Below are 12526 nucleotides of genomic sequence, written 5' to 3'. Positions count from 1 at the left end.
GCCTTGAAAAAGAAAATCGTCGTGGTCATCGCGTTTCTTCTTGCTTTGACAACTGCTTTGCCCTTCCATTCGCAGGCAGCTGCACCACCAAAAGAAACAGATGTCATCATCGTCTATAAAAATCAAAAAGGAAAACAAACGGCTATTCAAGAAAGTGAAAAAGTGAACGCTCAATACATACATCTTCCAGCTGTAGCAGTGACAGCAGATGAGCAAGCTGTCACCTCACTTAAAAAAGACCCAAACATCGCTTATGTTTCAAAAAACGTTAGGGTCAAACTCGCTGCTGCTACCGTAAAAAAAACGGCTGCTACTACTGGTCAGGATGCTTTGGTACAAAAATCTTATAACTTGCAGAAGCTCAATGTAAAGCAAGCAATCAAAGAAGGCGTGACAGGGAAAAATGTGAAAGTAGCCGTTCTCGATACTGGTATTTTCCCACATGAAGATTTAAAGGTAGCCGGTGGTAAATCATTCGTCGATTACACGTCTTCTTACAAAGACGATGAAGGACATGGAACACACGTCGCCGGTACGATTGGGGCGCTCAATAATGATTACGGTACGGTCGGCGTCGCTTCTGGCGTGAAGCTGTATGCTGTAAAAGTATTAGATAAAAAGGGAGAAGGCGACCTATACAGTCTGCTCCGAGGCATTGATTGGGCGATTAGCAATAAGATGGACATCATTAACCTAAGTCTAGGTTTTGAAGATAACATTCCGATCTTACGTTCAGCAGTTGATGAGGCATACAAAAAAGGACTGCTGGTCGTTGCTGCAAGTGGAAATGATGGAAAGAAGAATGGTATTAGTTATCCTGCCGCATACAATAGCGTCATTGCTGTTTCCGCAACGACTGACAAAGACAAACTCGCCTCCATCTCTAATACGGGGAAAGGAATTGAATTTTCCGCTCCCGGCGAGAACGTCATCAGTACCTATTTGAAAAATGAATATTGGTATGCAACGGGTACATCACAAGCGGCACCGCATGTCACAGGGATGCTTGCGCTGTTAAAACAGCTGCATCCTAAGAAAACAAATGTTCAGCTCCGCACTTTATTGCGCAGCTATACAGTGGATCTTGGCGCAAAAGGAAAAGATCCACAATTCGGCTATGGCCGCGTGCAATATGTGCCGCAGTCAACCTTTTTAAAGGCTGCGACAAGCGCAGTCAAGACAGCCGAAACATCTAAAAAACAGACAGATGTTGATCAAGCCAAAACGAAAATTGGCAGACTCACTGCCAGCAAGCAAAAAACCGCACTCACTGACCGAGTCAAAAAAGTCCAAACAGCCATTGATATTCGTGACGCACGAGCGAAGGTCAAATCAGCTGAAAAAAGTAAAACCCAAGGCTCGATTAAAAGTGCCCAAACGGCTATTAAAAAGCTATCCAAAGGCAAAGAAAAAACAAGCCTGCAAAACCGGCTCGACAAAGTCAAAAAACAAGTCGCCTATCAAAAGAAAGTGACAGATGCCAAACAAAAAGTCAAAAAAGCCGAAGCCAAACGAACAAAGAAAACAAAAGCAACCGCTCAAAGTGCGGTCAAACAACTAAAAGCATCTAAAACAAAAACTGCTTTACAAAAACGACTAAACCGGATCAAGGTTTGATAAAAAACGATTCCTCGCTGAAAGGAATCGTTTCAGATTGTTGACAAAGGGCTAAAATGAACTTGATTTTAGCCCTTTGTCTTCTTTTCAGCGTGATAGAAAACCTTTGAAGTCTAGGAAGGACGAGTACTGGCGCGGAGCGAATTTGACATTCGTGAGCACCAGCACGCTGGACTGACAAAGAATGCGAGGGTTTGTCTACACGCTGAAAGGAATCGTTTTTTCTATTTCAACATCTTCTGAAACAAGGTGTGAGGATATTTCCCTTTCGCATCCAGCCTCACTTGATCGAGAATGTGCGCTAACGAATGGATGACATCATGTAGTGCTCGTTGAACAGAGCCGTGTTCAAAGGAAGCTAAACTCTCCGGCAGTTCATCTTCATCCAAAACAAAGAAATCACCATTCGGAAGAACGAGAAGATCAATCAATAAATCTTTAAAAACAACCGCCCGTTCTTCAAATCGCGTATGTCTGACGATATTTAAATAAGAGCCAAGTTCATTGCCTTGATCATCTCGCCAAAAATAGACATTGTAAGGCCGGTCCGTCCAATAATAGGCGGTCGTATAACTCCCTTTTGGAATCGTGACAGTGCCATCACCAGCAACCATTGTAAATGGTTCTTGAATTTTATGAAACAACACGACTTGCTGCTCCTGTGCGTCTAACAGCTGACACGTATGTTCCACAACCTGATCATCGTATTTGATTTTTCTCTCGATTACGTCATCCCAAGAATTTGCATATAGCGGAAACAATCGGTCACAACCCCTTCTGCATCTACTTCTTATTCTAGTATACACTGCTTTCTTTTGAAGAAATAAAGGTTCACTGCTGCTGCCTATGGAAGACATATGGTTGAAAACAAATGAACGGAATCACAATCATCGAAACCGTAGCAGAACTCGGACAAATCATCTTGGTTTTTTGTGGCTATGCCCTTTACTGGCGGCTTGTGAAAACGAAAAGAGATCGAAAGCTAACCCCTTATGAACATGTGTTGAAATTCTTTGTCATGTTCGGGTTAATCTCTTGGTGCTTTTCATATATGGCACTGAACGTATGGGTGTCATGAGAAAAAGGAAGAGTCCCGTCCATGCAGGACATACTCTTCCTCTTCTTATTCGGTGTATATTATGAGCCAGCCGGCTGTTCTTTTTTGATCACATACTGATAGCTCTTCACATGCGTCCCATTTTGATTCACAAATTCTTTATCAAGTGCCCGTTCAAAGCCCATTCTTTCATATAAACGAATGGCGGCCTGCATTTTATCCGACGTATGAAGGTACAGGACGTTCTCGCCCCACGATTGCGTTAGTTCTATACTTTTACGCAACAATGACTCTGCAATGCCTTTTCCTCTCACATCAGGATCTACCCCTAAAAACCGGACAATCGCTGAAGTAATGCCCATCTCCGGCTTGTCATATGCCTGTTCTGATGATCGGAACATTTGAAGGGTTCCCACGACCTTGCCCTCAAGCTCGGCCACGAGCATCAACTCCATGTTTGGGTTATCTACAGCCGCTCGCAGCGCTGCAGAATAATTTTGCCAGCCTTCCTCTGTAAATTGAGGCTCATACTGTGCGTATGATTTGATCAGCACATGTGTGATCGCCTCATGATCTTCGCTCACCGCTTGACGAATGATCAACTCTTGCTGCTCCATGCCAGCACCTCCTGTTTGTCTATGAATGGATATACGTATCATGCAATCACTGCATGCCGATGATCTGATTCTTTTCTCTACTCATTCAATGTAAAGAGTCTCCTTCGAAAGATCAATGATTTTGCACGAAAACTTCTTTGAAAATTTTGATTGAAATGGAAAGCTTGATTCATTATGCTGATTTGAGGACGTATACGAGGAGTGGCATCATATGAATTCTTTATCTTATCCCCAAGAATCGAAAAAAAATCGATTCCTCCTTGCCGCGCTTCTTGGCTCTTTAACAGCCCTTGCACCGCTGGCAATGGATATGTATTTACCTGCTTTACCTAATATCGCCCGTGACTTTGAAGCAAGCACGGCGCTGTCTCAGTTAAGTCTCATGGCTTGTTTGATTGGACTTGCGCTTGGACAGCTGATTGCAGGTCCAATCAGTGATACAGTCGGCAGAAGAAAGCCGCTCATGATTGGATTGATCATTTTTATTGCGGCCTCTCTTTTATGTACAGTGGTCACATCAATTTGGACATTCATTCTTTTAAGGCTGATTCAAGGACTTGCTGGTTCAGCAGGCATTGTCATTGCACGAGCCATCGTGCGAGATCATTATGAAGGCTCAGAAATGACGAAATTCTTTGCTTTGCTCATGTTAGTCAACGGAGTGGCTCCGGCAGCGGCTCCGATCGTGGGCGGACAAATGTTACGGTTCACGACGTGGCAGGGTGTGTTTGTTCTGCTAGGAATCCTCGGGGCGCTCATGCTCCTAAGATCGATGTTTTCATTGAAAGAAAGCTTACCTGTGGAATGTAGACAGACTGGAGGCTTCAAGCAGATCCTAGGTGCGATGAAAATTCTAGCGAGCGATCGACTCTTTGTCGGATATGCTCTCTCACAAGGGCTTGTCTTCGCCGCCATGTTTGCGTATATCTCTGGATCACCGTTTGTGCTGCAGGAGATTTTCAACCTTTCTCCGCAGGGCTTCAGCGCTGCCTTTGCGGTGAATAGCCTTGGCATCATCACAGCCGGACAAGTATTTGCCCGCGTTGCTGCGAAAATTGGTGAGGAGAAAGTCCTCCGCATTGGGCTGATGACAGCCGCTTTAGGAGGTGTCACCTTATGTTTGATGATCTCTATTGATGCAGGATTATATGGCATTCTCATTCCGCTCTTTTTTGTGGTCTCAAGTATTGGGATTGTCGGCACCTCTGCGCCGTCTCTTGCGATGCAGCATCACGGAGCGCATGCAGGTAGTGCAGCTGCCCTCATTGGTGTGGCGCAAATGCTGCTAGGCGCTTGCATGACACCCCTTGTCGGCTTAGCTGGTAGCCAGACTGCCTTTCCAATGGGGCTGATTATTATGCTCTGTGACCTTGGCGCACTGTGCTGTTATTTCTTCTTTGTGGTTCGAGCGAAAAAAAGACCCGCATAAACGGGTCGCAGATTGTTGACAAAAGGCTAAAATGAACTTGATTTTAGCCCTTTGTCTTCTTTTCAGCGTGATAGAAAACCTTTGAATTCTAGGAAGGACGAGTACCGGCGCGGAGCGAATTTGACATTCGTGAGCACCGGCACGCAGGACTGACACCGAATGCGAGGGTTTGTCTACACGCTGAGACCCGCATAAGCGGGTCTTCAGATTGTAGAGAAACTCATGTTTTTCTACAATCTTTTTTATTTTCACCATCATTATGATAGATGAGATTGAAGGAAAAACATGAAAAAGGCCTCCCACACACCTAGCCTAGCTTTGCTAGGTGTGTGGCAATCTTCTTCATGTTCTGACAGGCAGCTGTTAGAAGCACTTGCTCACTTACATTTTGTTTTCCCCTTAACCGGCAGTAGCGAAGCCCATGCAGTTGTTTTGAATCTGCAAAGCTTCGCTCTATTTTTTCTTTTCTTTTTTTATATAGCTCTTTTCCAGCGGCAGACAGACGATTTTGCCTGATCTTTTCTTTATGTTCCTCCCACACATGTCTTGAGATGAGCTTTTGATGATTTTTAGATCTTGTGCAGTTTTCAAGGAAAGGACACGATGTACATTTTTTAGGATCTGATTTGTAGAACCTATAACCTTTTCGATCAGTGGTGGTATATAAAAGCTTTTCACCATTCGGGCATATGTATTGATCGTGTTCAGAATCATACTGGAATTTCCACTTCTCGAATAATCCTCTTGTTGGATGAAAACGTCTATGTGCGATGACACCAAAAATATGGCGATCAGATAAACCTTTACAGATTGGGGTGGTCAAATAACCAGAATCAAGGGCAACTGCGTCTACTTGGAAACCAAATCGTGCGATTTGGTGATCCAATCGTTCAAGATACGGAACGGAATCATGGACATTACCAGGCGTGACATGGGCATCTGTGATGATATTGTACTTCATATCCGTTGTACGGTGGTCTAGGTAGAAAAAGCCTTCCGGTTTGTTTTCACGATAAAGATATCCACTTTCAGGATCAGTCGTACTTTGACGAATGTCTTTTTCCGTTTTCACCTCCTCTTTTACCTTTAAGGGCTTTTTTCCGTGTGCCACCCGATCTTCTTGGATCGCTTCTTCTAATTCATTTATATAGTTCTGGGTATCTTGTTCAATCGTTTTTCTCGTATATTTATGTTTATTGGCATTGGCTTTAAGATGAGTGGAGTCAGTAAAAAGAACGCGCCCTCCAACCATATCGTGATTGATGGCTTGAAGAACAATTTCATCGAAAATATCTTGAAAAATGGTTGTATCTTTAAATCGAGTACGACGATTCCAGCTAATGGTCGAGTGATGGGGAACGGGGTCATTGATGTTTAATCCTAAGAACCATCTATACGCCATGTTATAGTAGATTTCTTTTTCAAGTTGCCTTTCAGAACGGATACCATACAGGTATCCAATAAACATCATTTTAAACAGAATAAGTGGATCAAGTGAGGGACGACCTTTATTCTCACTATAATATGGTTTTACTTTGTCTATGATAAATGAAAAATCAATGTATTGATCAATTTTACGAAGCAGGTGATCCTCTTCGACCAGTTGATCTAGCAATACAAATTCGGCTTCGTGCTGAGAAGAATTTCTAGTGTGGAACATGAGAAAAACACCTTCCTTTAGTATGCTTTTCTCTATTATAAAATGGGATGGTGGAAAATTTAAGGGAAAAATAAAGCTGTCGAGGTTTTCTCGACAGCCTGGAGACCCGCATAAGCGGGTCTTTCATTTATGGCTTGCTCCAATTGATCGTGCGGAACACATTGTTCTGGTCATTGTTTTGATATGCATCTAGGTCAAAGCCTGAAAGTCCAAAACCAATTGCCATGACAATTCCTCCGGCAACGGTGAAGATGATCCCCCATTTGATGCATTGCTTTTTTAAATCATTCACGTTCATACTCTCACGACCTTCTTTTTAAACATTCCCATGAATGCCTTAGTGGTTTGAACAGTCACTTGCACAAATAGCTTTGTTAAATACGCCGTGGCTATGCCGCTTAATAATCCGACACCTAATAAAAGAATACCAACTCCGATCTGCGTCACCACCACATGCAAACCGTCCTGAAAAATAAATGGAGAACCAATGATGCTCCAAAAACCACCGAGCAAACCAACTAGCGTCATTGTACCTGTCACGAGTGGAACGCACCAAATCACCATATACACAGAAAGAATCAGCAGGAAGACTGTTGCTAGAATGCTGCCCCATAACGGAAAGCCTAAAATGAGGATGGAGAGCCTTGTGGCTTTTTCTCCAAACGTCGGCACCTGAATGGTTTTGATTCCTTGTTCCTTTAAAATCCCTTCAGCAATGATGGCAGGATGACCCACTTGATGAACTGCCTCCTGTTCACTGTAGCCATCTTCCTGATAATCCTCGATCATTTCATCGTAAAATTCGATAAACCGATCACTTTCTTTTTTGCCTAGACGATGCAGGTGCTTCTCTAAGCTAGCTAAAAATTCTTTTTTATTCATTGCCCTGTCCTCCAGAAATAAAGTCGTAAATCGCCATCACTTGATCCCATTCCGCTAAAAACTGCGCCATATGCTCACGGCCGCTCTTTGTCATCCGGTAGTATTTTCTTAATCGACTGTTATGTTCCTGTGAATAGGTCTCCACATAATTGTTTTGTTCTAACCGCTTTAATATCGGATATAATGTCGATTCTGAAATCTCAATACAATGGGACATATCTTTAATCATTTGATAACCATAGGAATCGCCTTTCTTTAAAACTGCCAGTACACAGAATTCAAGTAAACCTTTTTTTAATTGTGCATTCATGATTACAACTCCTAACCATTTATACTATACAATACATAGTATGATGTGACAAGAGGTATGAAATAGAAAAAAAGACCCTTTTGGGGTCTTTAGGAATGTAGTGCAACTTTGCTAGATAATTTGCACTGTTATTAAGCGTTATTTTGAACTCGCTTTAATCGCTATCAGGAATATAAAAAAGTCAATCCTTTAGGAACTGACCCCATAATATGAGACAAATAAAAAACACCTTCAAGTTTGAAAACGGATCGTTGTGAACCGAAATAAAACATGGAGGTGTTTTTTCTATGGGGACAAGAGTGAGTTATCCGGTTGAAGTCAAACAGAAGGCTGTGGAAATGAGATTGGCAGGCGTACCTATGAAAGAGATCATGCAGAAATTGAATATCAAGAATAAGACGCAGGTTCAGACATGGGTGAGGTGGCATAAGGCTGGGGATACACACCGGTTCGAACAGCCTGTTGGAAAACAATATACCTATGGAAAGGGTCCCGAGTACTCTTCCGAATTAGAGAGACTGCAGGCAGAAAATCGCTATTTGAGTCAACAGAATGAAGTTTTAAAAAAGTACAACGAATTGGAAAGGAAGTTGATAAGGAAACGTCAATCAAACTGGTAGAAGAATTGTGCAAAACGATGACAGTACAGGACATCTGTGTCCATTTAGGCATCTCACGCACTTCGTACTATAGATGGAAAAAGGATCTGACTCAGAATCATTCTAAAAGACAACTAGAGAAACAAATCGGCACGTTGTGCCGAAAGCACAAATATCGATATGGTTATCGAAAAATCACAGCCATACTAAAAAGGAGAATGCGTATTAACCATAAAACTGTTCAACGTATCATGCAGAAAAACCAGTGGCAATGCCGGGTTAAAATGAAAAAGCGTAAGAAGAATGGGCAGCCTTATGCCGTAGCCGGTAATATACTGGATCGGAACTTTCAGTCTGATCGCCCTCTTGAAAAACTAGTAACGGACATCACGTATTTGCCTTATGGACAGAAACAATTGTACCTTTCCAGTATATTGGATTTATATAATGGAGAAGTGATTGCTTTTACGATTGGTGATAAGCAGGACACAGACTTTATCTTAAACACACTTAATCAGCTCCCAGCACTGCCTGAGAATTGCGTGTTACATAGCGATCAAGGTTCTGTGTATACATCTTACGAGTATCAGAAAGCTGTTCATATAAAAGGCATTACCATGAGCATGTCCCGTAAAGGGACGCCCGCTGATAATGCCTCCATCGAATCGTTTCATTCCTCACTAAAGTCTGAAACGTTCTATCTTAACAGGATTGACCGCACTACGACCAACATCGTAGAACGCACTGTCAAAGAATACATTTATTATTATAACAACATTCGTATTCAAACGAAACTAAACAACCAATCACCGATAAACTATCGGCAATTGGCTGTATAAAGGTGTTTTGATCCCTGTCTCAAAAACGGGGGTCAGTCCCTTTAGGACCGACTTTTTTCATTTTGATTATTGTGTTAAAGCTCCCATTAGTTTAAGTACATTTTTTCACAAACTCTAATATATTATTTTTATCATTCTAAAAATTCAGTTTACAATTAACTATTTAACTAAGTAAGTCCTTTTACAACAAAAAACTCCTTTACTCAAAACATCTCTTTTTTATAAACATCGACTTCATTTCAAAAAACACCTAAAAATTTTACAAATATTTAATTTGTTAGTATGTATATTATTTAGCGAGGCATTACAACTATCAAAGAAAAGAAAGATGGAGGTTACTATTAAAGCCGCAGCAACAGATGTAACAATTACATTAACAAATCATGATTTTTAGAAAGAGAATTGAAATTAATTGAGGTTATGATATTAAATATTTCAGCACCGTTGAATGACTACGTGACTAATGAAAACATGGTTTTTAATCCACTAGAACATCAACCAAATCATGTTTTTCAATATGAATTTTCTTGGAATATGATGCTAGTTGAGGATTTATATTATCGCTTAGAGGAGTTATTACATAGAAGGATCGAAACTGTGTTGTAATTGTCTGGTATAAACAATGCGAGTATTACTTTTGTAGCAAATTTTTATCAAGTAAGTTCAACCAAATTGATAAATAATGTAATTGCAACGACTCACGTAAGCAGTGGAACCTAAAAAAGATGACTCCGTCACAATACCGAAGTCATCTCATTGCAGAATAAGCTACAGCGTATTTAATAAAGCTGTCCATTAAAGCTCAGTTCAAATGACAAGATGATTGACTTGAATTAATTAAAATAATACCTCCATTCTATAGTATTAATTTCAGGTTTAATACTATTGTACTTTACTGTATGTTCCTTTATAGAACTATCTGAAATGGATAAGGAATAGGTGTCATTAGTGTCATCAGTAAAAAATAAATATATAGGTTTGGAAATAATACCAGATGGACCTTCTGCTATAACTTTTATTTGAAATTTGAAACCTAAATAAGGACTATCTATTCGTTCCAAGGCTATTGAAAAGACCCTTGCTTTGTTATGTCCTACAATACATCGACTCAAATCTACTGAATTGTTTATAGATACCTGTCCTCCAGGTTGCAGTTTTTCCAATGAAGTAGCTTCACCTACTATCTTACCGCAAGATTTAGAAGAAAAATCATTTACCCTGTATTCAAAAAGATTTACAACGATAAATGATATATCAGTACCTCGACTGCATGCTAAGATTCGAAAATATCTTTCATTTATTTCCATTCCGCCAGCATACCGAAAATGTGTACCTAAAAAATTAGCGAGCCCTCCATAACTAATTGTTGCTACAAAATGAATCTTCTCTTTAAACATAATAGGCTCAAAATTTTTAGCAGGATTGATTTGATATAAATCAATAAAATCCTCCCTTTCACTTGTAATTTCAAAATGATCAGTCCAGAAACCTGCCAAAAATATATTTTGTTGTTTATCAACAGCTAGAGCTATGCTAGCATACCCTTTATTATTTAATGTGTGTTTAGTGTTGGGGATTTCTTGAAATTTCCTCAGAGGGTTTTGAGATGTTGGACCGTCATAAAAATCTATAGTGCCGTTATCGTAAGCTGCAAGTATAAAGTGCTCTACACCGTTTTTATTGTAAGATGTCATACCGACAGCACCAGCTTTACGCCCTTCTCTATATATGGCCATTTCTTTGACTTCAGTTTGAGAGCCAGTATCAATAAATCTAATTTCAGAGCGAGGATTTGGATCCCCAGCCGTTTCCACACCAATAGCCAAAGTATCCGCATACAATTGTATGCCACCATAATGAGTTAGTTTAGTATCTAGGTGGATACTTTTAATAAATTTTTCTTCATTGATACTAAAAACACCTATACTAGGTGTAACGTTTTCTGAAATATAAAGCTTATCACCTTTACTGGCTATACCTTGAATATGATTATGCAAATCAAAATATCTATGCCTTAGTACAACCGGTTGGCCGATCTTATTTACTTTTTCAAAAAACTCAGGGACATCAGGCAGTTTGTAGTAAGGATCTTGATTAATTTGATGCGCATTTTCATGAGTCAATTTTGATCATCCTTTATTTTTTTAAAAAAACTGAGAATGAAAATAGGATTTACAAAAATACTCTTAATTATTCTGGATTAAAACAACTTTGAACAACAAATATTAGAAAGAACTTAATCGATTTATCAATGGTGCTAGTGACACAGGAAGGTAAGCAGATGCAATTCTTATTAATAGAAAATATAGTTCGCTGCGGAGATATTTAAATGAGTAAATCACCATGTGTTTACAAAATAAAACTCCTATTTGTATAAATTAAAAAAGGAGATGATTTCAAATCATCTCAGCGTGAAGAGAAAGTGAGGGTTTTTAAGACAAGATGTCCACAAAACCCTCATTTTTGCCTTTTGAACTGTCCGAGAAACGATATATGGTGTTTTTCATTTAGGATTTATTCAATATACGGTGTAATTAAAACCACAAAAAAACTGTCGAGATTTTCTCGACAGCCTGAGACCCTTTTAGGGTCTTTTCGTTTTTATATATTCACAAATCCTTCTCCAAACACATCCCGCACGTCATGGACAACAACGAATGCGTCTCGATCAATTTTCTTAATGATTTTCTTTAAACGCATCAGCTCCTGTTTTTGAATGACTGCATAGAGAATTTCCTTCGATTCCTTTGAATAATGACCGCGGCCGTTTAAAATGGTCACGCCTCGATCCAAGGTGTGATTGATTTCTTCGGCAATATCATCTTTGCATGAAGAAATAATCGTCACTGCTTTTTTCGTGTTAAGCCCTTCTATGACGAAGTCCATTACCTTAGTCGCCACATACAGCATCACAATGGTGAACATTAATTTTTCCGCACCAATAATAAAGTAAGAAGCAAAAACAACGATCAGATCAAAGAACAAGATGGCGTAGCTCACGTTCCAGTCTAGATACTTATTCGCAATTCGGCCAAGTATGGCAGATCCCGCTGTTGTACCGCCCGCTCTTAAAACAAGACCAATGCCAATACCAATGATGATCCCTGCGAAAATAGAACCAATGATCAATTCATGAACATTTACCACCCATGTAGTGGTCAAATGTAAAAATAGAGAATTACTTGCGACAGCTATCACTGTGTAGATTGTGGTCTTCTTGTCCAAGTATTTATACCCCACAAGTAATAAAATCGCATTCAACACAAGGTTTGTCAGCCACGGCGCAATCTCAAACATATAGTAGAAAATGATGGACAGCCCCGTTACGCCGCCTTCACCAAACTCAAGTGGAATGACAAACATGTTCACAGCTGCAGCAAATAAAAAAGAACCAACTAGAATCATTGCAATATCTTTTACACATTTTTTCAATTTCTTCTTTCCTCCTTTTCTAAGCATATAAAAAACCCTCTTTCTGCACGAAAGAAGACAGTCGTTGGACAAAATAAAAATCAA

Annotated in this window: 12 protein-coding genes and 1 pseudogene; 5 read left to right on the top strand and 8 right to left on the bottom strand. The window is 40.0% G+C overall.

Annotation, left to right across the window (positions count from 1 at the left end):
• The first annotated feature begins 3 nt into the window (after positions 1-3).
• On the top strand, positions 4-1617 hold the full coding sequence (locus tag NST57_RS01540; RefSeq protein ID WP_341297887.1) for a S8 family peptidase: 1614 nt from the start codon (positions 4-6) through the stop codon (positions 1615-1617).
• A gap of 224 nt (positions 1618-1841) precedes the next feature.
• On the opposite strand, the gene NST57_RS01535 is transcribed toward NST57_RS01540, so the two are convergent.
• The gene (locus tag NST57_RS01535) at positions 1842-2378 is read right to left on the bottom strand and encodes a DUF402 domain-containing protein (RefSeq protein ID WP_017366538.1); all 537 of its coding nucleotides are present in this window, start codon (positions 2376-2378) and stop codon (positions 1842-1844) included.
• Between the two features lie 110 nt (positions 2379-2488).
• Here NST57_RS01535 and NST57_RS01530 point away from each other — a divergent pair, with 110 nt between their 5' ends.
• Positions 2489-2695: a hypothetical protein gene (locus NST57_RS01530; RefSeq protein WP_008342164.1), complete on the top strand. Its 207-nt coding sequence runs from the start codon at positions 2489-2491 to the stop codon at positions 2693-2695.
• 59 nt (positions 2696-2754) lie between these two features.
• Here NST57_RS01530 and NST57_RS01525 read toward each other — a convergent pair whose 3' ends face one another.
• Positions 2755-3291 (bottom strand): GNAT family N-acetyltransferase, encoded by a 537-nt coding sequence (locus tag NST57_RS01525; protein ID WP_008342165.1) that lies wholly within the window; start codon positions 3289-3291, stop codon positions 2755-2757.
• 211 nt (positions 3292-3502) lie between these two features.
• Between NST57_RS01525 and NST57_RS01520 the strand changes: the two genes are divergently transcribed.
• Positions 3503-4720 (top strand): multidrug effflux MFS transporter, encoded by a 1218-nt coding sequence (locus tag NST57_RS01520; protein ID WP_341297886.1) that lies wholly within the window; start codon positions 3503-3505, stop codon positions 4718-4720.
• A 307-nt stretch (positions 4721-5027) separates the two neighbouring features.
• Here the strand turns inward: NST57_RS01520 and NST57_RS01515 are convergent, their stop codons facing one another.
• From NST57_RS01515 to NST57_RS01500, 4 genes are all read right to left on the bottom strand, one after another.
• Positions 5028-6380 carry an IS1182 family transposase gene (locus NST57_RS01515; RefSeq protein ID WP_341297885.1) on the bottom strand — a complete coding sequence of 451 codons (1353 nt, stop codon included), beginning with the start codon at positions 6378-6380 and terminating at the stop codon, positions 5028-5030.
• Positions 6381-6507: 127 nt separating this feature from the next.
• A complete protein-coding gene (locus NST57_RS01510) occupies positions 6508-6678 on the bottom strand; it encodes a hypothetical protein (protein WP_162835678.1) in 171 nt (56 codons plus the stop codon).
• Positions 6675-7262 (bottom strand): DUF1700 domain-containing protein, encoded by a 588-nt coding sequence (locus tag NST57_RS01505; RefSeq protein ID WP_341297884.1) that lies wholly within the window; start codon positions 7260-7262, stop codon positions 6675-6677. The genes NST57_RS01510 and NST57_RS01505 overlap by 4 nt, the downstream gene beginning before the upstream one ends.
• Complete coding sequence (locus NST57_RS01500) at positions 7255-7572, bottom strand: PadR family transcriptional regulator (protein WP_003217253.1); 318 nt, start codon at positions 7570-7572, stop codon at positions 7255-7257. The genes NST57_RS01505 and NST57_RS01500 overlap by 8 nt, the downstream gene beginning before the upstream one ends.
• Before the next feature lie 287 nt (positions 7573-7859).
• On the opposite strand from NST57_RS01500, the gene NST57_RS01495 reads away from it, so the two are divergent.
• Positions 7860-9010, top strand: a protein-coding gene (locus NST57_RS01495; protein WP_142152928.1) for an IS3 family transposase whose coding sequence is annotated in 2 segments (ribosomal slippage) — positions 7860-8133 and positions 8133-9010 — 1152 coding nt in all. Because the reading frame shifts where the segments join, the coding sequence is not laid out codon by codon here.
• A 695-nt stretch (positions 9011-9705) separates the two neighbouring features.
• Positions 9706-9777 (top strand): annotated as a pseudogene (locus NST57_RS20330) (hypothetical protein); the annotation flags it as partial.
• A gap of 66 nt (positions 9778-9843) precedes the next feature.
• Here the strand turns inward: NST57_RS20330 and NST57_RS01490 are convergent.
• Together NST57_RS01490 and NST57_RS01485 are read right to left on the bottom strand one after the other, a co-directional pair.
• The gene (locus tag NST57_RS01490; RefSeq protein ID WP_341297883.1) at positions 9844-11133 is read right to left on the bottom strand and encodes a hypothetical protein; all 1290 of its coding nucleotides are present in this window, start codon (positions 11131-11133) and stop codon (positions 9844-9846) included.
• A gap of 478 nt (positions 11134-11611) precedes the next feature.
• The gene (locus NST57_RS01485) at positions 11612-12442 is read right to left on the bottom strand and encodes a YitT family protein (protein ID WP_235675428.1); all 831 of its coding nucleotides are present in this window, start codon (positions 12440-12442) and stop codon (positions 11612-11614) included.
• Positions 12443-12526: the final 84 nt, after the last annotated feature.

Origin of the sequence: Bacillus sp. FSL M8-0077, from assembly GCF_038050255.1 — a bacterium.
In the GTDB taxonomy this organism is placed as follows: domain Bacteria; phylum Bacillota; class Bacilli; order Bacillales; family Bacillaceae; genus Bacillus; species Bacillus altitudinis.
This window is presented reverse-complemented; position numbering and strand designations above follow the sequence as displayed.

Excerpts from the sequence above, each read along its gene's own strand:
- NST57_RS01520 (WP_341297886.1), top strand. The coding sequence starts at position 3,503 with ATGAATTCTTTATCTTATCCCCAAGAATCGAAAAAAAATCGATTCCTC.
- NST57_RS01515 (WP_341297885.1), bottom strand. The coding sequence starts at position 6,380 with ATGTTCCACACTAGAAATTCTTCTCAGCACGAAGCCGAATTTGTATTG.
- NST57_RS01505 (WP_341297884.1), bottom strand. The coding sequence starts at position 7,262 with ATGAATAAAAAAGAATTTTTAGCTAGCTTAGAGAAGCACCTGCATCGT.
- NST57_RS01525 (WP_008342165.1), bottom strand. The coding sequence starts at position 3,291 with ATGGAGCAGCAAGAGTTGATCATTCGTCAAGCGGTGAGCGAAGATCAT.
- NST57_RS01530 (WP_008342164.1), top strand. The coding sequence starts at position 2,489 with ATGAACGGAATCACAATCATCGAAACCGTAGCAGAACTCGGACAAATC.
- NST57_RS01500 (WP_003217253.1), bottom strand. The coding sequence starts at position 7,572 with ATGAATGCACAATTAAAAAAAGGTTTACTTGAATTCTGTGTACTGGCA.
- NST57_RS01510 (WP_162835678.1), bottom strand. The coding sequence starts at position 6,678 with ATGAACGTGAATGATTTAAAAAAGCAATGCATCAAATGGGGGATCATC.